This is a genomic window from Streptomyces alfalfae (assembly GCF_004127445.1).
Taxonomy (GTDB): Bacteria; Actinomycetota; Actinomycetes; order Streptomycetales; family Streptomycetaceae; genus Streptomyces; species Streptomyces alfalfae.
Window position 1 is genome coordinate 15,733 of the sequence record NZ_QEXM01000033.1, and the last position, 21,246, is coordinate 36,978.

Annotated in this window: 20 protein-coding genes; 4 read left to right on the top strand and 16 right to left on the bottom strand. The window is 73.7% G+C overall.

Annotated elements, in window-relative coordinates:
* Positions 1-61 precede the first annotated feature (61 nt).
* Positions 62-1,384: a phytase gene (locus DCW30_RS13190; RefSeq protein ID WP_062778483.1), complete on the top strand. Its 1,323-nt coding sequence runs from the start codon at positions 62-64 to the stop codon at positions 1,382-1,384.
* Between the two features lie 16 nt (positions 1,385-1,400).
* On the opposite strand, the gene DCW30_RS13195 is transcribed toward DCW30_RS13190, so the two are convergent.
* From DCW30_RS13195 to DCW30_RS13230, 8 genes are all read right to left on the bottom strand, one after another.
* Entirely contained in the window at positions 1,401-3,062 is a 1,662-nt protein-coding gene (locus tag DCW30_RS13195) for an FAD-dependent oxidoreductase (RefSeq protein WP_076687370.1), read from the bottom strand.
* A gap of 53 nt (positions 3,063-3,115) precedes the next feature.
* The gene (locus tag DCW30_RS13200; RefSeq protein ID WP_076687369.1) at positions 3,116-4,030 is read right to left on the bottom strand and encodes an AurF N-oxygenase family protein; all 915 of its coding nucleotides are present in this window, start codon (positions 4,028-4,030) and stop codon (positions 3,116-3,118) included.
* Positions 4,031-4,194: 164 nt separating this feature from the next.
* A complete protein-coding gene (locus tag DCW30_RS13205; protein WP_076687368.1) occupies positions 4,195-5,436 on the bottom strand; it encodes an MFS transporter in 1,242 nt (413 codons plus the stop codon).
* Positions 5,436-6,008, bottom strand: a complete 573-nt coding sequence (locus tag DCW30_RS13210) for a GNAT family N-acetyltransferase (protein ID WP_076687367.1) — start codon at positions 6,006-6,008, stop codon at positions 5,436-5,438. The genes DCW30_RS13205 and DCW30_RS13210 overlap by 1 nt, the downstream gene beginning before the upstream one ends.
* Positions 6,005-7,216, bottom strand: coding sequence for a type III PLP-dependent enzyme (locus tag DCW30_RS13215; protein ID WP_076689599.1), 1,212 nt, complete (start codon positions 7,214-7,216; stop codon positions 6,005-6,007). Before DCW30_RS13215 ends, DCW30_RS13210 begins: the two co-directional genes overlap by 4 nt.
* A gap of 8 nt (positions 7,217-7,224) precedes the next feature.
* Complete coding sequence (locus DCW30_RS13220) at positions 7,225-8,544, bottom strand: DUF6271 family protein (protein WP_076687366.1); 1,320 nt, start codon at positions 8,542-8,544, stop codon at positions 7,225-7,227.
* On the bottom strand, positions 8,526-9,590 hold the full coding sequence (locus tag DCW30_RS13225) for a phytanoyl-CoA dioxygenase family protein (protein WP_076687365.1): 1,065 nt from the start codon (positions 9,588-9,590) through the stop codon (positions 8,526-8,528). Before DCW30_RS13225 ends, DCW30_RS13220 begins: the two co-directional genes overlap by 19 nt.
* A gap of 306 nt (positions 9,591-9,896) precedes the next feature.
* Positions 9,897-10,541 (bottom strand): flavin reductase family protein, encoded by a 645-nt coding sequence (locus DCW30_RS13230; RefSeq protein WP_076687364.1) that lies wholly within the window; start codon positions 10,539-10,541, stop codon positions 9,897-9,899.
* A gap of 140 nt (positions 10,542-10,681) precedes the next feature.
* Here DCW30_RS13230 and DCW30_RS13235 point away from each other — a divergent pair, with 140 nt between their 5' ends.
* Complete coding sequence (locus tag DCW30_RS13235; RefSeq protein ID WP_076687363.1) at positions 10,682-11,800, top strand: NHL repeat-containing protein; 1,119 nt, start codon at positions 10,682-10,684, stop codon at positions 11,798-11,800.
* A gap of 51 nt (positions 11,801-11,851) precedes the next feature.
* Here the strand turns inward: DCW30_RS13235 and DCW30_RS13240 are convergent, their stop codons facing one another.
* Positions 11,852-13,333 (bottom strand): FG-GAP-like repeat-containing protein, encoded by a 1,482-nt coding sequence (locus tag DCW30_RS13240; RefSeq protein ID WP_076687362.1) that lies wholly within the window; start codon positions 13,331-13,333, stop codon positions 11,852-11,854.
* A 161-nt stretch (positions 13,334-13,494) separates the two neighbouring features.
* Complete coding sequence (locus DCW30_RS13245) at positions 13,495-14,409, bottom strand: glycoside hydrolase family 16 protein (protein WP_076687361.1); 915 nt, start codon at positions 14,407-14,409, stop codon at positions 13,495-13,497.
* A gap of 170 nt (positions 14,410-14,579) precedes the next feature.
* Between DCW30_RS13245 and DCW30_RS13250 the strand changes: the two genes are divergently transcribed.
* Both DCW30_RS13250 and DCW30_RS13255 read left to right on the top strand, forming a co-directional pair.
* A complete protein-coding gene (locus tag DCW30_RS13250) occupies positions 14,580-14,954 on the top strand; it encodes a DUF779 domain-containing protein (protein ID WP_076687360.1) in 375 nt (124 codons plus the stop codon).
* Positions 14,955-15,026: 72 nt separating this feature from the next.
* Entirely contained in the window at positions 15,027-16,304 is a 1,278-nt protein-coding gene (locus tag DCW30_RS13255) for a phosphodiester glycosidase family protein (protein WP_079250215.1), read from the top strand.
* Positions 16,305-16,323: 19 nt separating this feature from the next.
* On the opposite strand, the gene DCW30_RS13260 is transcribed toward DCW30_RS13255, so the two are convergent.
* The 6 genes from DCW30_RS13260 to DCW30_RS13285 form a co-directional block, all read right to left on the bottom strand.
* Positions 16,324-16,518, bottom strand: coding sequence for a hypothetical protein (locus DCW30_RS13260; RefSeq protein ID WP_062778509.1), 195 nt, complete (start codon positions 16,516-16,518; stop codon positions 16,324-16,326).
* A gap of 129 nt (positions 16,519-16,647) precedes the next feature.
* Positions 16,648-17,517: a phosphatidylinositol-specific phospholipase C/glycerophosphodiester phosphodiesterase family protein gene (locus DCW30_RS13265; protein WP_076687359.1), complete on the bottom strand. Its 870-nt coding sequence runs from the start codon at positions 17,515-17,517 to the stop codon at positions 16,648-16,650.
* A 240-nt stretch (positions 17,518-17,757) separates the two neighbouring features.
* Positions 17,758-18,420 (bottom strand): ABC transporter ATP-binding protein, encoded by a 663-nt coding sequence (locus DCW30_RS13270; RefSeq protein ID WP_076687358.1) that lies wholly within the window; start codon positions 18,418-18,420, stop codon positions 17,758-17,760.
* Entirely contained in the window at positions 18,413-19,324 is a 912-nt protein-coding gene (locus DCW30_RS13275; protein WP_076687357.1) for an ABC transporter ATP-binding protein, read from the bottom strand. Before DCW30_RS13275 ends, DCW30_RS13270 begins: the two co-directional genes overlap by 8 nt.
* A 41-nt stretch (positions 19,325-19,365) precedes the next feature.
* Positions 19,366-20,241: an ABC transporter permease gene (locus DCW30_RS13280; protein WP_076687356.1), complete on the bottom strand. Its 876-nt coding sequence runs from the start codon at positions 20,239-20,241 to the stop codon at positions 19,366-19,368.
* Positions 20,234-21,199, bottom strand: a complete 966-nt coding sequence (locus DCW30_RS13285) for an ABC transporter permease (RefSeq protein WP_062778521.1) — start codon at positions 21,197-21,199, stop codon at positions 20,234-20,236. The genes DCW30_RS13280 and DCW30_RS13285 overlap by 8 nt, the downstream gene beginning before the upstream one ends.
* Positions 21,200-21,246 lie beyond the last annotated feature (47 nt).

Below are 21,246 nucleotides of genomic sequence, written 5' to 3' on the forward strand. Positions count from 1 at the left end.
TACGGAGATCACAGACTCTGCCCGTCCGGTACCCGGTCCACCTTCCCGAAGGGATCCTTACGTGGTCACCCCCCGCACTCCCCGGTCGGCGGCTCTCGCCCTCGCCACCGCCGTCGTCTCCCTCGCCGCGCTCGCCGTGCCCTACCAGGCCCTGGCCGCTCCGGCCGGTGCGACGAAGGCCGCCCTGCCCGCCGTCACGCCGCGCGCCGAGACCCCGGCCCTGCACGACGACGAGGCGGGCGGCGACGCCGACGCCGACGACCCGGCGATCTGGCGCGACGACGCGGACCCGGACCGCAGCCTGGTGATCGCCACCGGCAAGCAGGGCGGACTGCGCGTCTACGACCTGGCGGCCCGTGAGGTGCAGTCCCTGCCCGCGCCCGCCGCGCCGGGCCCCGACCACGCCCCCGGCCGCTACAACAACGTCGACCTCGTGCACGGGCTGCGCCTGTCGTCCGGCCCGGCCGACCTCGCCGTGACCAGCGACCGCGGCACCGACCGGCTCCGCTTCTACCGCATCGACAACAGCCGCCCCGGCGGCCCGCTCACCGACGTCACGGACCCCTCGGCCCCGCCGATCTTCTCCGCCGACCAGGCGGAGATCGACGACCAGCGCACCGCGTACGGGCTCGCCACCTGGACCGACAAGGCCACGGGCCGCTCCTACGCCCTGGTCAGCCAGCGGGAGCGGACGAGCATCGCCCTGCTCGAACTCACCCCGGCCGCCGACGGCAAGGTCAGCTACCGCAAGGTCCGCACCATCGACCTGCCCGCCGACTTCCGCCTCCCGAACGGCACTTCGTGGACGCCCTGCGGCGAGCCCGGCGAACTGCCGCAGGTCGAGGGCATGGTGGTCGACCCGGCCGACGGCACGCTGTACGCGGGCCAGGAGGACGTCGGCATCTGGCGGCTCCGCGCCGACCTGACGGGCAAGCCGAAGCTGATCGACAAGGTCCGCGAGTACGGCGTCCCCGGCGCCTATGACGAGGAGACCGAGGAGTGCACGCCGGGCGCCGACCCCGGCTACGGCGGCAAGCGCGTCACGGCCGACGTCGAGGGGCTGACGCTCCTCACGGAGAAGGACGGCGACGGCTACCTCCTGGCGTCCAGCCAGGGTGACAACACCTTCGCCGCCTACGACCGCGAGGTGTCCGACGCCAACGAGTACGAGGGCGGCTTCCGCGTGACGGCGGCCTCCGCCACCCTCGACGGCTCGGAGGAGTGCGACGGCGCCGCGGTGCTCAACGAGTCGCTGGGGTCCAGGTTCCCCAACGGTCTGCTCGTCGTGCAGGACGGCCATGACGCGCCCGGTGACAGCGAGCGCCCCTCCACCAACTTCAAGTTCGTGGACCTCGGCAAGGTCATGGACGCCCTGGACGACTGAGGCTCCGCACGGGCCGTCAGCGCAGCAGGCCCGGACGTCTCGACCGTGCGGTGGAGACGAGTTCGGCCACCGTCGCCAGCTTGACCCGGGGGCGGCCCGCGGCCTCGCCGCGGGCCGTCTCCGCGCGTTCGATCGCGGCCAGACCGCGGGCGTCTACCACCTGGCGGTTGCGGCGGCGGGCCAGGCGGTGGAAGGCGCGTACCGGCTGCCGCGGGGCGGGCAGCGTGCCCGCGACCGCGTCGGCCAGGAGCGTCGACACCGTCTCGGCGGCGCAGGTGCGGTTGGCGCCGATGCCGCCGGTGGGGCCGCGCTTGATCCACCCCACGACGTAGGCGCCGGGGCGCCCGGCGACCCGGCCGCCCTCGTGCGGCACGGTGCCCGTCGTCTCGTCGAAGGGCAGGTCCGCCACCGGCACACCGCGGTAGCCGATCGCGCGCAGGACCAGGCCCGCCCGCAGGACGCGCTCCCCCGCCCCCGACGCGACGCGCACCGCCTCGGCCCGGCCCTCGCCCTGGATCTCCACGGGCTCGCTGTGAAAGCGCAGGACGATGCGCCTGCCCGGCCCCGGCTGCCGCCCCAGGTCCACGGGAGCGCGGGTGACGTCGCGCAGGACGGCGGCCTTGTCCTTCGGGCCCGCCGCGTCGATGGCGGCGGCGATCCTCGGGTCGTGGTCGTCGACGACGAGGTCGACGCCCGGAAGGTGCTTCAGGGCGAGGAGTTCGGACCGGGTGCAGGCCGCGTGCTCGGGGCCGCGCCGTGCGAGGAGCACCACCTCGCGCACCTTGCCGGACCGCAGCGCGCTCAGGGCGTGGTCGGCGATGTCGGTGCGGGCCAGCGCGTCGGGGTCGGCGAGCAGGATGCGTGCCACGTCCAGGGCGACGTTGCCGTTGCCGACGACGACCACGCGCTCCGCCGACAGGTCGACGGTATCCGCCGCCGCGTCCGGGTGGGCGTTGTACCAGGCGACGAAGGCGCGGGCGGAGAGGGACCCCGGCAGGTCCTCGCCGGGTATGCCGAGACGCCGGTCGGCGGAGGCGCCCACCGCGTAGATCACCGCGTCGTGGTGGTCGGCGATCTCCTCGGCGGTGACGTCGGCTCCCACGTCGAGCCCCAGGTGCATCCGTACCCTCGGGTGGGCGTGGAAGCGGGCGAAGGTGTCGCCGACCCGCTTGGTGGCGGGGTGGTCCGGCGCCACGCCGTAGCGCACGAGGCCCCCCGCCACCGGGAGTCGGTCGATGAGGGTGATCTCGGCGCCGGTGTGCAGGAGCAGGTCCTGCGCCGCGTACATCCCGGCGGGGCCCGTGCCGACGACGGCGACCTTCAGCGGCGCGAAGTCGGCGGGCAGGACGCGCGGGAAGGACGGTTCGCCCCAGGGGTGGAAGTTGGGCCCCTCGGGCTCCGGCGCGGGGCCGCCGGCCGCCCCGCCCTCGTCGAAGTAGCCCGCGTTGACGTCGGCGTACTCCCGCTGGGCGGCCGGCAGCTTGTCCACCGGGAAGATCGCGTCGACCGGGCAGGCGTCGGCGCAGGCGCCGCAGGCGATGCAGGTCGCGGGGTCGATGTGCAGCATCTCCGTGCTGCCGAACGCCCGCTCCTCCGGTGTGGGGTGGATGCAGTTGACCGGGCAGACGGCGACGCAGGTGGCGTCGCTGCAGCAGGTCTGGGTGATGACGTAGGTCATGTTCGTGGACTCGGCTCGGCTCGGATCCGTCGGCTCGGATCGGTCGGATCGGCTCAGATGAGGTGGGCGCGCTTGTAGAACACCAGGGCCGGTTTGGTGAGCAGCCCGCACGAGGCCAGGAACTCCATCAGCCCGGCGCAGCTGGAGCGCAGCATCGACTTGTGGTGCTCGTTGGCCTTCGCCTCGGCGAGGGCGCGCTTCTCGTCGAGCCCGGCGTTCGCGTACACCTCGCGGTTCACCATGCTGGTGACGATGACGTACGAGGCGATGGCGATGACCAGGGCGTTGAACCGGCGGCGCACGCGGCCCGCGCCCGCGAGGTGCTTGCGCGTCTGCTCGCGGGCGAACTTCATGTGCCGCGACTCCTCGACCACATGGATGTTGTTGATGGTGCGCACGAAGGGCACCACCCGCTCGTCGCGCATCCAGTCGCGCTGCATGACGTCGAGCACCTCCTCGGCCACGAGGATCGCGGCGTACGCGGCCTCACCGAAGGCGACCGACTTGAACACCCTGCCCATCTCGGTCGCGAACCGGTGCGGGCGGTACGGCGGGGCGCCGAGCTTCTCGGCGCCGCGGGCGAACATGATCGAGTGGCGGCACTCCTCGGCTATCTCCGTGAGCGCCCACTGGACCTCGGCGCTGGTCGGGTCCTTGGCGTACACGTCGCGCAGCACCATCTGCTGGAGGATCATCTCGAACCAGATGCCGGTGCTGGCCACCGAGGCGGCTTCCTGCCGCGTCAGTTCCTTGCGCTGCTCCTCGGTCATCTCGCGCCAGTAGGCGGTTCCGTAGAGCGTGCTCCACTCGGGGCTCGCGCCGTGGTAACCGCGGTCCAGCGGGGTCTCCCAGTCGACCTCGGTGGCCGGGTCGTACGCCAGCACGGCGGCCGAGTGCAGCAGCCGCCGGGCGATGTCGCCCTCCGGTGGGTCGTCCTGTGCGCTCGGCCGAACAGTGCTGCTTGCCATCGCTGCGGCTCCTTGACTCGGACGTCAGGGCAGAGGGGTCCGCGACGCCGCCGGGCACGGCACGCCACGACCCCGTTGTTAGACAGAAGGTATAACAACGGGGTCTGTGTGCCTACCCTCCAGTAAGCACGAGTGGCGGCCGGATACGCACGCGCCGGGAGCGGTCAGGTGTGACTCAACTGCTCCGCGGCGCCGCTCGGCTGCCCCGCGGGCGTCCACCGGATCCTGGTGCTGCACGCGGCGACGACGAGCGCCGAGGCGGCGACGGCGGCGAAGCCCCAGACCAGGCTGCTCGCGTGGGCGATGAAGCCGATGAGCGGCGGCCCGGCGAGCAGCCCCGTCGTGCCCATGGCCGCGACCAGCGTCAGCGAGTCCGAGCCCTGCCCCGCCGCCGCCACGTACACGCACGGGGTGACGGCCGCGATGCCGAGGCCGACGCAGGCGAAGCCGATCAGGGCCGGGACCAGGCCGCCGCTGACCAGGGCGAGGAGCAGTCCGACGCCCGCCAGGGCGCTGCCGAGCAGGACCACGCGGCCGTCTCCGAAGCGGCTGCGCCAGCCGTCGGCGAAGAGGCGGGCCACGACCATCATCCCGGAGACGACGGCGATGCCGAGGGGCGCGAGGCCCTCCGACGCGTCGGCGACCTCCTCCAGGTAGAGCGCCGACCAGTCGTTCATGGCGCCCTCGGTCACGGTGCCGAACGCCATCGCGACGCACATCCACAGCGTCAGGGCGGACGGCACGGCCCACTTCCGCGCCCGCTTCTTCCCGGCCTCCCGGGATGCCTCCGCCTCCTCCGTCTCCTCCGCCTTCTCGGGCTTCCCCGCGGCCGGTTCGTCCGCCAGGAGGCCGGTGCGCGCCACCACCACGAGGAGGAGCAGGAGCGCCGCGGCGGCGCCGAAGTGCGCGGCGACCGCGGAGGTGACCGCGTTCATGCCGGACGCGAGCAGCGCGGCGAGCAGCGAGCCGGCGCTGAACGTCGCGTGCAGCCGGGCCATGGCGTTGCGCTCGTACCGGCCCTCCAGAGCCGCGCCCTGCGCGTTCATCGCCACGTTCAGACAGCCCACGAGCACACCGTCGACGCACATGACGAGCAGGGCGACGGGGTAGTTCGGCGCCGCGGCGAGCGCGAGGAGGACCAGGGCCAGGGCGAGGGCGGACAGCAGCGCGAGACGCTGCGAGCCCAACCGCCGCATCAGGGCCGCGACCAGGGGGAACGACACGGCCGCGCCGACGCCCGCGGCCATGAGCAGGACCCCGACCTCGGCCGCCGTCAGACCGAGGTCGGACTTGAGGGCGGGGATGCGCGCGGCCCACGTGGCGTACTGGAAGCCGAGGGCGCAGAACAGGGCGGCGATCGCCAGCTGTCCGCGGTGGAAAGGATCACGTACGCGGAGCACCCGCATCAGCCCACTTCTCCGTCGCGCGGCGCCGGACCCACCGGCACCGCCCTGGACATGTACACGGCCGTCGGGCCGTACCCGGCCGGGAGACCGGCCGCCTCGTCGGCGGTGTATCCGTGCCGCGCCCAGTACCGGTCACTGCCGCCCACGGCCACCAGGGAGATCCGCTCGTACCCGTGCGCACGGGCCGTGGCGGTGAGCGCGTCGACCAGATGGCGGGCGAGCCCCCGTTGCCGCAGGTCCTCGGCGACGACGATGTCGTGCAGGTGGAGATTGCGCGACGTGCGCGGGGCGGCCTCGGGCCGCCCTTCGGGGCTGTGCAGATCCGGGTACCGCTCCTCCGGGTAGGGCAGGGCCAGCAGATAGCCCGCGAGCCGGGGCCCGAGGTCGAGCGCGAAGCAGGTGTCCGGCGAGGCGAGCGTCCGGGACCTGAGCGCGTCCCTGCCCTCGGAGAGGCCGAGCCGTGTGTAGGCGCGGGCTTCGAGCTCCACGATGCCGTCCCAGTCGGCCTCGTCGATACGGCGCACCCGTACCGCCTGGTCGGCGGGCACATCGAGCACATGGGTGCGGCTCACGCTTCCCCGCCCTCCGTCCAGGTGTACGCCAGCGGGCCGAAGCCGTTGAAGCCCTGCGTCATGTAGCTGGTCGCGTAGGCGCCGCTGGACAGGACCCACACCGGGTCGCCCGAGGCCAGCGCCTCGGGTACCGCTACGAGGCCGTGCTCGTGCGAGAAGGCGTCGTCGCTGTCGCAGGTGGGGCCCGCCACGACGGCCGGCACGGGATCGGCGTCGTGGTGCGTGGGGAAGACCAGGCGGTACTGCAACTGGTCCATCTCGTACAGGCCGTTGAACTTGCCGCAGCTCAGGTAGAGCCAGTACTGCCGCTCGCCGTCGGGGCGACGCCGTGCGGCGAGCCGGGAGACATGGGCGCGGATGGCGCCGTGGTCGGCGATGAGATGGCGGCCGGGCTCGATGACGAAGCCGAGCCGGTGGCCCGGGATCGCGGCGAGCCGCGCCATGCCCTCACGGATGACCGCGAAGATCTTGTCCATCGGGGGGGCGAGCGGTGTGCCGTGCTGGTCGCGGTAGCCGAGCGCGGGCAGTCCGCCGCCGAGGTTGACGTGGTCGAGGGAGATGCCGCGCCGGGCCAGGGCGGTGAGCACGTCGGCGATGAGGTCGCAGGCGTCGCTCCAGGCGTCCGCCGTCATCTGCTGGGAGCCGACGTGCACGGAGAGCCCGGCGGGGGTGAGGCCGAGCTCGCGTGCCCGCTCCAGGATGGCGACGGCGTCGGCGGGTGAACAGCCGTACTTGTTGCTGAGCCCCCAGAGCGCCCCCTCCCCCGTGGTCGCGAGCCGGCAGAACACCCGGGCGCCGGGCGCGTGCCGCGCGATGGCGGTCACGTCCTCCAGGCTGTCGGTGGCGAAGTCCGTGATGCCGAGGCGGTGCGCGTCGGCGATGTCGCGGTCGGACTTCACGGTGTTGCCGTAGTGCGTCCTGCCGATCGGCACCCCGGCGCGCAGCGCCTGCTCGACCTCGTGGGGGCTGGCCGCGTCGACGCCGCAGCCCCGCGCGGCCAGCCGGGCGAGCACCTCGTCGACCGGGCAGGCCTTCATGGCGAAGCGGACGGCGACGCCGGGCAGTTCGCGGAGCAGCGCCTCGTACGCTCCCTCGATCCCCGCCAGGTCGAAGACGATCCGGTCGTCGTCGGCGGCCGCCAGGGCGGCCAGGAGCCGGGGTGCGGCCCCCGGGCCCGTCGCGGGGAGCGGCGCGGTGTCGCACGTCATCGTCGCGCTCACGCCGGCCGCCTCGCCGTCAGATGCGCACCGGCGTCCCCGGCCGCCCGTATCAGGGACCCCCAGGCCTCGGTGAGCAGCGCGAAGTCCTCGATGTCGCCGCGCGCCTCGTCCAGGAACCGCTCGCGGCGCTCCGCGAGGAGGTCGGCGAAGTGCGCGTAGCGCCCGCCGAGCCGGCGGTAGGCGGCGTCGACGCGGTCGAGGCGCCGCACGTTCCCCGCCTGGTCGAGCGCGGTGCTCTGCCGGGCGAACTCGCTGATCGCGGACGCGCGGACCCGGCCGTCGGCGTCGAGCAGGGCCTCCCCGGCCTCGGCCATCCGCTCGTAGATGAAGTTGAAGTAGAGCATCGACAGGAAGAACTTCACGAAGCGCGTCTGGTAGGCGATGAAGCCGGCGTCGGTCCTGCGTTCCGCGGTGTAGTAGTTGACGATGTCGCGGTTGTGCAGGACGCCGGGCAGCGCCGCGTCGTGGACGAGGTGGATGAGGAAGTAGTCGCTGCCGATGGTGTCGGTCGCGGGTGGCAGCGGCACGCGTTCGTGCACTCCGTGGAAGGCGATGTTGCACATGTCGACGCGCATCGGGTCGACCAGTGTCAGCGTCGCCCGGTCGTCCGTGAAGGTCTCGGAGCCAGCGCCCCGGAAGGATTCGTCGACCAGCTCCCGCTTCTGCTCGTCGGTCCAGTCGTCCGGCGCCCAGAGGCTGACCACATCGTGGTAGGCCCCGGGGTCGAGGGCGCGTATCTCACCGATGTCGACGGAGAGTTCACCCACGAAGGAGCCGCCGACCATCGATACCCGCTTGTGCAGGTGGCGCGGCGCGAGGGCGGTCTCGACGGCGCCGTGCGCCGCGTCGACCGCGCTCTTGCCGAGGGACGCCAGCTCGTGGTGGACGGGGAAGACGGGCTCGCCGTCGAGGAGCTGGTAGCGGCTGTCGGAGTCCCTGCGGTGCACGGACTCGCAGCCGAGCGCGGCGGCGAAGAGGAACGCGCGGTTGGTGCAGGCGCCGTAGGAGACCGCCGCGGGGAGCATCAGCTCCAGCATCAGCTCGGGCTTGGCGACGTCCGCGCGGGCGATCACCCGGCTGAGGAAGGCGCGCTGCTCCGGCTCGCCCAGGTGGTGGACGCTGACCCGCGGGTCCTCGGGCAGCGCGTGGACGGCCGCCGCGTGGGCGGCGAACGTGGCGGGGTCCGAGGAGTCGAGGATCAGCAGGTGCACCTCGACGTCGAAGTGGGCGGTGGCGTAGGCCGCCTCCTGCCCGATCGCCGCGATGGTGTCCGGGCAGGCCCGGTTGGTGGGCAGGGTCAGGCAGATGCGTCGCATGCGGCTTCCCCGATCGGCTGGTCGAGGTCCGTGCCGTGCCACGACTTCAGGCCGAGCAGCTTGGCGCCGAGGTCGTTCAGGGCGGCGGTGCCGTACCGCAGGGCCTCGGGCTTGTCGGCGTCGCCGAGCAGGGTGGCGTTCCACTCCGGCGTGCTGAGGTTGCTCCAGGAGTCGACCCGTGAGCGGCGCAGCTCCTCGTGGCCCTCCAGGGCGGGCATCATCGACAGGTACTGCACGGCCCGTACACCGTTCTCTGAGGTGTTGGGGGCGACGCCGTGTGCCAGCAGGCCGTTCCAGATCAGCAGGTCACCGGCCTCCAGCTCGGGTCGGACGACCGGCATGTCGTCCTGGTCGATCGCGGGGCGGATCGGGTCGCGGTCGTCGGGCTGGAGCGCCTTCCACCGGTCGAAGCGGCGGAACAGTTCGGGGCAGCACTGGAAGCCGCCGTGCTCGTGCCGGGTGTCGTCGAGGGCGATGATGCCCTGGACCCGCTGGGGCAGGATGCCGAGGCTGGTGTCGATGTCCCAGTGGAGGTTGATGTCGAAGCCGCGCTCGGTGGGCGCGATCAGCGAGCGGGAGCGGTTCTTGACGTTGGGCGGGTTGAGGTTGAGCCGGTCCAGGGTGACCCAGAGCTCTGCGCAGTCCCATACGTCGGTGAAGGCGTCGTAGACCCGCTGGGTCTGCCGGCTGTCCCAGATGAGCTGGTGGTGGTACGCCTCGACGAATCCGTAGATGTGCAGCTCGCGGTCGAGGTCCGAGCGGAACTCGCGCTCCTCGTACCAGGTCTCGGGGCGGCCCCGGTCGAGGCCCTGGAACTCCCAGGCGAAGTCGAGGAGGTTCTTGGCCGACTCGGCGGGGATCGCCTGCTTCACGACGACGTAGCCGTACGTCTGCCAGAAGGCGAAGTCCTCCTCGGAGAGCACCTTCAGCGGCCGTGTCTTGGTCAGGTCCCGCAGCTGGGTCTGGGCCAGGTAGGTGTCCCCGTCGGCGCTGAAGTAGGGGACGTCGGAGGCGGCTCGGTGGAGGTAGCGGTCGGGCGCTGGCATGTGGTGCTCCAAGGTTCGGTTCTCGCCGGACCTCTTCGGGTCCGCCGGGGCAGCGCGTGTCCCAGCCGCCCCTCGTCGAACTTGCGTACCACCAAAATGGACTAGACCAACTCCCGCTGTCAACAATTGACTTGGGTGCCTTGTGGAACAAAACGACGATATTCGCCCCTCATCCACACGGCCGCCGCGTGCGGATAAGGCGAACATTCGGCGCCCAAACCCCCGATGACCAGCGGCAGTTGGTGCAGACCAGCCTCTCAGAGGTCTATTCCAGCGGAAGACCCGCTTCCGTGGGCGCCGCGCCCGTCATGCGGAGCGCGGCGTGTCGGTGCGGTGGGAGTGACCGAGTTCGGGGCCGAGGCCGAAGTAGTGGCGGAAGTTGTAGATCAGCGGGCTCCAGGCCGCGGGGTCGATGTGCTGGGTGCCGGGGACGACCACCGCCGGGTCGGCGTGCACCCTGAGCACCTCGGCCTCGACGGTGACGTACCAGTCCGCCACGCCCTGGCTCACCCGCGCGGCGCGGGCCTCGAACTGCAGGGGGCAGCCCGCCACGCGCGAGGGGCGCACCAGCTCCGAACGCTGCGGGGCGAGTCCCGCGACGCCGAACTTGTCCGCCTCATACCGGCACCCGGCCGGTTTGCCCGGCGGCACGGGGAACCGGCCCGTCAGGGGCGCGAGCCGTTCGACGTGTTCCCACATGTCCGGTGACGGCAGGCTGATCACCAGGTCGCTCCGCTCACGGAGGTTGCGCGCGGTCTGCCCCTCCGCCCCGAGGCCGAGGACGACGATCTGCCCCAGGGCCCAGACGGAGGAGATCGGGGCGAGGTTGTCCGTGCCGTCCTCGTTCTCGGTGGTCAGGAGGGCGACGGGGGTGCCGACGTACAGGATGCTCGGGGTGATGGTCCGGTGGCCGGTGGCCGTGGGGGGCGTGGGGTGCTGCGCGATGTCCATGATCGAACCCTAGGAACGGGTCGTTTCGGTCCCCGCCGAAGCGTGAAACTGGCATCCGCGTGCATTGACGCCGCACGGTGCCCGGTTCAGGGTGTTGCGCACCCTGGGTACATCCACGCTCGCGAGGAGAGGCTCCTGTGATGCGAAGACGCGCCTTTGTCCGTGGAATCACCGCCGTCGGCGCGGGGGCGGCCCTGCCGCTGCCCCTGGCCGCCACCGCCGCCGCCCGTCCCGCGAACGCCCGGCGGGCCGCCTCCTGGCGGGAGGCGCCCGCACCGGCCGGGCAGCCCGCCGCCCACCTCACCGCGCTGGCCGCCGCGGGGCCCGACCTCGCCTGGGCCGTGGGCGAGCAGGGCCGCTCCGGCGGCACCCTCGGCACCCCCATGGCCCTGAGCTGGAACGGCGCCGACTGGTCGGCCACCGACCTCTCCCACCTGGCGTACACCGGCGGCCTGCGCTCGGTCGCCGTCAATCCCTCGGGCACCACGGCCCTGGCCCTCGGCACCGACACCGCGGGGCGCGACCAGCTCCTCGCGTGGGACGGCACGACCTGGCGCGAGAGGGCGTTCCCCGGTCGCGGCGCCGCGGGGACGAAGCTGACGGCCGTCGCCGCCGGGCCCGACGGCGGCTTCTGGGTGGCGGGGCGCCACGAGGGCCGGGCCGGACTGCTGCGCGGCGCCGGCGGGAAGTGGCGCTGGTGCAGGCCGCTGCCGGACGAGGCCGCGCCCACGCCGTACGGGGTGCGGGTCACGCGCGGCGGCGAGGTGTGGGTCTTCGGCGACGTCATCGCCCGCTGGGACGGCGCCTGGACGGTGATCCCGCGCAACGTCGGCATCCGCGCCTCGGTGTCAGGGCTGCTGCCGGTGGCGCACGACGACATCTGGCTGACCGGCTTCTCGTACGGGGTGGGCGGGCCGCCCGGCAAGCCGCCCTCGGTCGTGCTCCAGCACTACGACGGCACTCAGTGGACCCAGGTCGCGGCGCCCTTCGGCGTCGGCCTGCTGAGCGGCATCACGGAGGACGCCGCGGGCCGGCCCGACCGGATCTCCGGCTGGGACTTCTGGGACCAGAAGCGCGCGCACTACCTGCGCTGGGACGGCACGGCCTGGGTCAGCGAGCGGGGCCCCGAAGTGCCGGCCACGTACATGCCGGAGGCGATCACCGCGATCCCGGGGACGGACGGCGGCCACTGGTCGGCCGGCACGACGTCCTCCTCGCCCTTCCCGCCCGCCCAGATCCGCGTCGAGCGCCTGGGCTGAGGCCGGGGCCGTCCGGCCGGTGGTCCGGCCGGACGGCCCGTCAGCCCCCGCTCACTCGTCGATCGCCGCGCCGAACGCCGCGCCCGTGGCCGGTGCGCCCAGCGTCGCCGCGCCGAAGGACCAGGTGCCGGACGCCGTCACACCGCCCGAGTCGGCCGAAAGGGTCCAGACGAAGCCGTCCCCGGCGTTCTCGCCGGGCGCGGCGGCCAGCAGACCGGAGCGGCCGTCGCGGTTCGGGTCCGTGAGCCGCACCTGCGCGCCCCACTTGTCGCCCTTCTCGGGCACTCCCGGGATGTCCGCGGTGTCCTGGTCGAAGGACTTGGCGCCGGTCGCCGTCATCCCGTTCTCCGAACCGCGCAGCACCCACACCGCGCCCGCGTCGGCGACGGCGCCGATGTCCTCGCCGGGCGCGCCGATGGCGACGTCCGCGTAGCCGTCGCCGTTCGTGTCCGCGACGGACAGGTCGGCGCCCCAGCCGTCTCCGCGCTCGGCGACCCCGGGCACGCCCGCGGCGTCCTGCGTCCACCACTTGGCCTCGTCGAGCAGCCCGTCAGCGGTGCCGTAGCGCACGCCGACCAGACCGCCGGTCATCGTCTCGCCGCCGTCGTCCGGGGAGGCGGGCTCGCCGGTCACGAGATCGTCGTAGCCGTCGTTGTTGATGTCGCCCGAGGCCGCGGCGGGACCGCCGCGCAACTCGTTCTTGTACGCGAGCCCGTCGGCGCCGCCCGCGTACTGCACGGACCAGCCGTGGCCCGGCTCCTCGTCGCCCAGGGTCACCCCGGAGACGACGAGATCCGCGTACCCGTTGTCGTCGTAGTCGCCCGTGGTCAGCGACTTGGGCTGGATGTGGCGCTCCCCGGCCGCCTTCGCGAGCCGCTCGACGGCCTGGCGGCGCAGCGGCGCCTCGCCCCTGGCCTGCGGCGCGGCGTCGTAGGCGAAGAGCTCCACGCCGTAGCGGCCCATGACGGCGAGCAGGTCGCCCGGCGTCTCGGCGGTGAAGCGCGCGGCGGCGAGGCCCGCGCCGAACTGCTCGCCCTTGGTGGGCTCCTGGGTCTGGAGCCAGTCGCTCGCCGCACCCTTGAGGCCCTCCTTGGAGCCCCAGAGGATCGCGACGCCGCCGGCGTCCGCCGTGTCGCCGAGGTCCTCGCCGGGGATGCCGATGACCGCGTCGTCGTAGCCGTCGCCGTCGAGGTCGCCCGTGGCGACGGCCTTGCCGAAGCCGTCGCCCGCCTCCGCCGCGCCCGACACGCCGGACGTCGACTGGCTGAAGCGGGCCACGTTGGTCGTGCCGATGCCTCTGGTGGAGCCGTACTGGACCGTGACGAGGCCTGCTCCCTTGGCCCCGCTCACGGTGGCGCCGGGAGCGCCGACCAGGACGTCCTCGTATCCGTCGCCGTTGAAGTCGCTGTTGCGGTCGTCGGCGTGCGTGCCGCCGGGGGTGCCGGCGTAGGCGGTGGGGGCGGCGGCGATACCGGCCCCGGTCAGCAGGAGGAACGATGCCGCGGCGAGGGCGGCCGAACGGTTCTTGCGCACGAGCGGCTCCTGTGAAGGGATGTGGCCGGGCAGGCGCGGGGGTGTCCGGAAAGGGCCCGTTCCTTGTCCGGCGCCCTGTTCGACACGGGATGGTGCACAAGGGTTGTACGGGACTTCACCCTCCGTTCCGGAAAGACGGCGGCGGTGGGGCCGGTCCGCCGTCACTTCCACCCGTACGCGTAGGCCGTCACCCAGGTGATCTCCAGTTGGGCGCTGCTGCCGGGCGCCGCTCCCGGGCCTTCGAGCGCGCTCTCGTTCTGCAGGACCCAGGACAGCGGCTGGTCCGGCACTCCCCGCGTGTCGTGTCCCGTCTGCCGTCCGTCCACGAAGAACCGGACGTGCCCCGGCGTCCACTCGGTCGACACGGTGTGCCAGGAGGTCCAGTCGTCCGCGCCCTTGAAGGAGCCCTGCTCGCCGCCTCCGCAGGGGTGGTGGAAGGCGCTGAGGGGACCGGTCCACTCGCCCTCGGGGTGGTCCATCTCGCAGCCTCCGCCGTAGTGCAGCCAGGCCGACTTGTACCCGGGAGCCTGCTTGGTCACTTTGATGCGGGCGCTGTACTTGCCGTACTTCATCTGCATGACGGCACGTGGTACGACCGCCGACGCGTGGACGGGGCCTTTGTCGGCGGGCCGCCACATCCGGATGCGCATACGGCCGTCGCCGTCCTGCGCGGGTCCCACGCTCACGGTGTCCTCGGGATGGTAGACGCCCACGACGTCGCGGTCGCGGTCGTGCGCGGTGTCGGGCCAGCCGGTGGGGTACGCCCACCAGTTGTCGCGGTAGGAACCCGTGAGTCCGGCGCAGTACGCGGCGGACGTGTCGGCGTGGTGGTCGCAGTCGCTGAACGCGCCGAGCGGCACCCGGTCGCCGTCGAAGTCCTCGGCGAGGACCTGCCAGAACGGCCCGCAGTCGCCGACCGGCATCGCGGCGCCCCCGGTGCGGCAGGCATCGGCGGACACGGGCGCGCCGCCCGCGCTCGGGACGCTCAGCAGTGCCGCGAGCAGCGCCACGCCGAGCGAGCCGAACACCAGTGGCCTGCGCCTGCGCCGCCCCGCCGTCGCCGCGTGTGATCCCATCGCGCTGCCTCCGCTCCACGGACGCCCCACAGGAAAGGGGCCATCCTCGCGCAGCGCGCGGCGCGCCGCCACCGGGTCCGCGCGGTGACGCGGCCCGGCGCTCCCCCGATCGGCCCACGCCGCCGGGGGCCGCAACCCCGTTGCAACGTGGCGTGCGGAAGGGTCCTCCCATGGACCGTCAGGAGAGCAAGGACGAGGTGCCCCGGGTCGAGCTGACCCCCGAAGCCGCCCGGCTCGTCCGCCGGTTGCGCGAGGCGCATGGGCCGCTGATGTTCCATCAGTCCGGCGGCTGCTGCGACGGCAGCGCCCCCATGTGCTACCCCGAGGGTGAGTTCCGTACCGGCGAATCGGACGTGCGGCTCGCGTCGCTTGCCGTGGACGGCGTCGCGGAACCCGTAACGTTCTGGATGTCGAAGAGCCAGTACGCGGTGTGGAGCCACACCCGGCTGATCGTGGACGTGGTGCCAGGACGGGGCAGCGGCTTCTCGCTGGAGGCCCCGGAGGGCGTGCGTTTCCTGATCCGTTCCCGGCTGGTCGGAACATAGCCACCGCTCCCGTCTGGTGAACCACTAGGTCTGCTGGGACAGTTGGGGCCCGGCCGACACCAGGGGGGATCTGTGACCCGGCAGACACACCGCAGTGGGCGGTTCAGAACGACGTGCGCCCTCATCACCACGCTCGGCTCGCTGGCCGGTGCGGCTCTCACGGGAGCGGCGCCGGCCAGCGGCGCTCCCGTGACCGCCGCGCGGCCCGCGGCCACCGAGATCGCGCCCGGCGTGGAGTACCGGTACTTCGACGTGCCGGGCTCGGGCGGCACGGCCCGCGCGCACGTGCTCGACATCGACCTGCGCGACCCGCGCACCAGCGTCGGGCTGCTCTATCCCGGCAAGGTCGCCGCGCGCTCACCCGTCTCCGCGCTCGCGGACGGCTCCGGCGCGGTCGGCGGCATCAACGGCGACTTCTTCAACATCAGCGAGACCCAGCATCCGGGCGTCGAGGCGACCGGCGCGCCCGTCGGTCCCGCGATCGCCGCGGGGCGCGCGCTGAAGGGCGCGGTCCCCGACGGCCAGCGCTTCGGGCCCGCCATGCCTCCCGGTGTGAGCACCAAGGCGGTCATCGGGGTCGGATTCGACCGCAGGGCGCGCCTGGACGACCTCGCCCTGACCGGGCGGGTGCGCACGCCGGACGCCCGCCTGCCGCTGGGCGGGCTCAACCAGTACGCCCTGCCGGTGGGTTCCGTCGGGGCGTTCACCAGCGACTGGGGCTCCGTCTCCCGGGTGCGCTCGACCTGCGGCACGGACACGAGCCGCGGCGCGCCGTGCAGCACGGACACCCATGAGGTGACGGTCCGCCACGGGCGTGTCGTGGCCACCGCCGACACGCCGGGGAGCGGTCCCGTCGCGCGCGGCGCCACGGTGCTCGTCGGCCGTGAGGCGGGCGCGCAGGAGCTGCGGAAGCTGTCGGTGGGCGACCCGGTGAGCGTCCGGCACCGCCTCGTGGCCGCCAGGTCGCACATCCCGTTCCGCTTCGCGCTCGGCGGCTACCCCGTGCTGCGGAACGGCACGCCGCTGCCCGGCCTCGACGCGCGGACCTCGGCGGTGCGGACCGCCGCGGGGATCTCCGACAACGGCAGGCGCCTGCTGCTGCTGGCGCTCGACGGCTCACCGGAGTTCCGTACGGGGCTGACGATCGCCGAGGTCGCCGACACCCTGCGCGGTCTCGGCGCCACCGAGGGCTTCAGCCTGGACGGCGGCGGTTCGTCGGCTCTGGTCTCGGCCACGGCCACGCTGGTCGCGCGGGCCCCGGGCGCCGACGCGGTGACGGTGCGCAACAACCCGAGCGGCGGGGCGGAGCGCCCGGTGCCGAACGGGATCGGCGTGTTCTCTCGGACGTAGCCGCAGCGCGCCGGCCCGGTCAGGGCTGGAGGGCGCTGACCATGTCGGCGGTGGCCGTGAGGCCGTCGTGGATCGTCGGCGCCATGCTGGAACCGGCCAGGTAGAAGCCGAGCAGCGCGCAGACCAGGGCGTGTGAGATCTTCAGGGCGCCGTTGCGCAGGAAGACCACCGCCAGGATCAGCAGCAACAGCACCACAGAGATCGAGACAGCCATCCCAAGAACCTCCTCCGCCACGCGACACCGCGGCTCCCGGCCGTCAGTGTCGCGTAGCGGAGGGTGAGTCCGGGCCTTAGACCTGTGCTCCGAACGGGTGTTACTGGGAAGGGCGCCGACCGGCCCCGGTCACCGGCGGCGTGCGTCGAGGAAGGCTTCGAGCCCCGCGAGGTCGTCGGTGTTGAGGTGGTCGACACCGGCGGCGAGCAGTTCGCCCCAGACCGCGTCGCGCCGGGGCCCCGGCAGATCGGGCGTGGCCCAGAAGCGGACGCGCTGCCCGCGCGCGTGCGCGGCGGAGACGATGCCGCGCAGCTTCTCGCGCTCGGCAGCAGGGATCGGCCCGACGCCCTGCCAGCCGAAGTTGAGCGACCAGTTGTCGCTGATCAGCGGGATGAGGGAGGCGGGCGCCGACGTCCCGAGGTCGGCGAGGCGACCGTCGTAGAAGGCGTAGCGCACCTTCTGCGCCGCCATCGGGCCACGCGCCGCGCGGTCACCGGAGACGACGGCCGTGACCGCGGCGCGGCGCACCTTGCCGTGCGAGTACGAGGTGAACAGCCGCCGGTAGGGCAGCAGGTGGCGGTGGAGCTCGGCGTAGGTCGCGGCGCCCTCGGTCTTGATGTCGACGAGGAGCTGGAAGGGGGTGTGGTGGTGCCCTCGGTACACCGACCCGTGGTTCGCGCGGACACGGGCCGCGAGCGGCTTCAGATAGAGGGATTCGAGGGTGCGGCGGGGGTCGAGGTCCACGGGGTCGTGGGCGACGAGGAGTTGTCCGTCGACGAGGTGGATGTCGGCCTCGACGCTGGTGAACCGGTGGTCGAGGGCGTCCAGGAGGGGCCGGGGGTGCTCGTAGTCGTTGTGCGCGTGGGCGTGGCGGAGCGGCCGGGGCCGCGGGTGGCGCGGTCCGCGTTCGCCCGCCTGCGCGTGGGCGGGCAGCGCGATGCCGCCGGCGAGGGCGGCTCCGAGGGTGGCGAGGGCTCTGCGACGGGTGGTGAGGGCCATGTCTGTCTGCCTCCCGGGGCGAGGGACGGGCGGGGCGCGGGGCGCGCCGCGGGGTGCGTGGCACCGCACGGTGCGGTGGTGTGCGGAGCCTCGGAGAGTATGGGGCCGCACACCTGTCCTGCGGGTGACGAACGTCTGAATCGGGCCCTTCGAACTCCCGGCACGGGACCGTTCCTTGCCCGGGCGGCCCTGGGCGGCGTCTCCCGGGGCGCGTGCCGTCGACGCCGCTCGCCGGGCCGGTCAGAGGCCGCCGGTGAGGTCGTCCCAGTGCGTCGTCCCGTCGCACCAGCGCTCCAGGAGCACGCGGTCGTGGCCGACGGCCAGGAGGCCCGCCCCGTGCTCCGCCCGGTACTCCTCCACCACGTGGACCAGCGACGCGGTCGTCGAGGCATCGAGCATGGCCGTCATCTCGTCGCAGATGAGCCAGCGGGGTCGGAGGACCAGGGCGCGGGCCAGGCAGGCGCGTTGGAGCTGGCCGTCGCTGACCTCGTGGGGGCGGCGGCCGATGAGGTCCTTGCCGAGGCCGACGCGGGCGGCGAGTGCGGGGACCACGGCGGCGGCCTCCGGGGCCCGGCCCACCGCGCGCAGCGGTTCCGCGATGAGGTCAGTGAGGGTCAGGCGGGGGTCGGCCGAGAGCCGCGGCTGCTGGAAGACGACGCCGAAGGCGGTGCGCTGCTCGCGGGGCGCCCGGTGGCGCCAGCCGCGCGCGGGCTGGCCGTCGATGACGACCTGCCCGGCGTCGGGGCGGTGCAGCAGCGCCGCGACGCGGGCCAGCGTGGACTTGCCGCAGCCGCTGGGGCCGAGGAGCCCGACGGACGCCCCGGCGGCGATCGTGAGGTCCACGCCCCGCATGACGGGGGCCGCGCGGTCGTAGCCGGCCGTGACGGAGCGCAGTTCAAGCACGGGGGGACTCCAGCACGTTCACATGGGGGTGGTGGCAGGCGGCGCCGGCGACGAGGCCCGGCAGGGCGGCGCACGCCTCGTCGGCGCGGTCGCAGCGGGCCGCGAACGCACACCCGGCGGGCAGCGCGGTCAGCTCGGGCGGCATGCCAGGGATGGGCGTGAACTCCCGCTCGGGCAGGGCGTCGAGGAGTCCTCGGGCATAGGGGTGGCGGGGGCCGGGCGCGCCGAAGAAGGCCGGCGCGTCGGTCAGTTCCACCACCCGGCTCGCGTACATCACCGCCACGCGGTCGGCGATCCGTTCGGCCGCCGCCAGGTCGTGGGTGATCAGGAGCAGCGCGCGGTCGTCGCCGACATGCCGGCGCAGCTCGTCGACCGTGCGGTCCACGAGGTCGCGGTCGAGCCCGGTGGTGGGTTCGTCGGCGAGCAGCAGCGGGGCGTCGCCGATGAGGGCGAGCGCGGTGGCGGCGCGCTGGGCGAGGCCGCCGGAGAGTTCGTGGGGGTAGCGGTCGAGGTGGCCGGCGGGGAACGCGGCCCGTTCGGCGGCTTGCTCCGCGGCGGCCCGCAGCGCAGGCTTCCGTACGCCCGCGAGTTCCCGCAGGCTCTCCTCCAGCTGGGAGCGCACGGTCCGCACCGGGGTCAGGTGCGCGGCCGGGCTCTGCGGGACGAGGCCGACGCGCCGTCCCCGTACGGAGCGGGCGAGGGTGCGCTCGTCGGCGGTCAGGAGGTCGAGGCCGCCGAGGAGCGCGGACCCGGCGGTCTCCGCGTTCTCCGGGAGGAGCCCGAGCAGCGCGGAGGCGAGCACCGACTTGCCGCAGCCGCTCTCGCCGACCAGGGCGAGGCACTCCCCCGCCGCGAGGTCGAAGGAGACGTCGGTGACGGCGGAGACGTGGCTGCCGCCGCGCATCCGGAATCGTACGGAGAGTCCCTGGACGGAAAGGACGGGCTTCACAGCATCAGCTCCGATCGGCGCCGGGGGTTGATCCGCTCCCGCCAGGCGCCCGCGAGGCCCGCGATGGCCAGGGTGGGGACGATGATGAACACGCCGGGGAAGAGCGTCGGCCACCAGTCGCCCGCGAGGAGCGAGCCGCGCGCGCTCTGCACGAGGGTGCCGAGGCTCGCCTGGTGGGTGGGCAGGCCGAGGCCGAGGAAGGACAGCGCGGACTCGTGCCAGATGGCGTGCGGGACCATCAGGACGGCGGCGAGACCGGCCTGCGGCAGGACGCCGGGCAGCAGGTGCCGTACCGCGACGCGCAGCCGTGAGGCGCCGCCGGAGATGGCGGCGTCGACGTAGGGCCGTGAGCGCAGGGACAGGACCTCGGCGCGCACGATGCGGGCGGTGGACAGCCAGTGGGTGAGCGCCACCGAGACGACGACCGGCCATACGCCGGGCCGGAACATCGCCACGATGAAGATGCCGAGCAGCAGGTGCGGCACCGAGGAGAAGACGTCGACGAGCCGCATCACGATCCGGTCGACCCAGCCTCCGGAGGCCGCGGCGAGCGCGCCCACTGCGGTGCCGATGACGGTGGCGACGACCGCCGCCACGACGCCTACGAGGAGGGAGACCCGCAGCCCGTAGACGCAGCGGAGGAGCAGGTCGCGGCCGACGTCGTCGGTGCCGAAGGGGTGGGAGAGGGACGGCGGGTGGAGCTTCATGCCGAGGTCGACGGCCTGCTCGTCGAGGTTGACGAGCGGCGGGACGACGAGGACGGCGAGGACGACCGCGGCGACGAGGACGGCGGAGGTGCGTACCCGCCACGCGCGCGTGGAGCGGCGTACGCCGCCCTTGGCGCGCCACACGAGGTCCTTGGTGTCAGCCATCGAAACCCACCCTCGGGTCGGCGAGGCCGTACAGGAGGTCGGCCACGAGGTTGCCGAGCAGGACCGCGGCCGTGGCGAGGGCGGTCAGCGCGGCGAGCAGCGAGAAGTCCACGGCGGTCGCGGCCTGCACGGTGGCCGCCGCGATGCCGGGCCAGCTGAAGACGGTCTCCACGAGCAGCGCCCCGGTGATGAGTTCGGGCACGCGGGAGCCGATGAGCGTGAGCACGGGCAGCATGCCGGAGCGCAGGGCGTGGCCCAGGAGCACGGTGCGTTCGGCGAGGCCGCGGGCGCGTGCGCCGCGCACGGGGTCGTCGCCGAGCGCGTCGCCGACGCCTTGGCGCACGTAGAGGACGAACCAGGGCAGCTGGGAGACGGCGAGCACGCCCGCGGGCAGCACGAGGTGGCTCGCGACCTGCCCCGCCGTCACGGTGGAGCTGGCCGTGTCCGTCAGGCCGCCCGAGGGCAGCACGCCCAGCTTCAGCGCGAACAGCCAGACGGCGAGCAGGCCGAGCCAGAACGGCGGCGCCGCTTCGAGCGTGTACGCGAGCGAGGTCACCGCGCGGTCGAGCCAGCCGCCGGGGCGGCGGGCGGCGAGGACGCCGAGCGTGGTGCCGAGCAGGATCGCGACGAGGAAGGCGGTCGCGGCGAGGAGCACGGACCAGCCCACCCGCTCGCCGATGACGTCGGCGACGGGCTGGCGCAGGACGCTGGAGTCACCGAGGTCGCCGGTGAGGGCCGAGGTGAGCCAGTCCCACCAGCGGGCGGCGAGCGGCTTGTCGACGCCGAGGTTGGCGCGGAGCTGGTCGAGGTTCTCCTGCGAGGCGGTGAGCCCCGCCGTGCCCGCGTACGCCTTGACGGGGTCGAAGGGCGAGGCGGCGGCGATGGCGAAGACGCCGAAGGTGACGACGAGCAGGACGGGGACGGCGAACAGCGCGCGCCGTCCCGCGAGGCGCGCCATCGGCCCCCAGGGAAGGCGGCGCCGTGCCGCCTTCCCCGGTGCCTGCG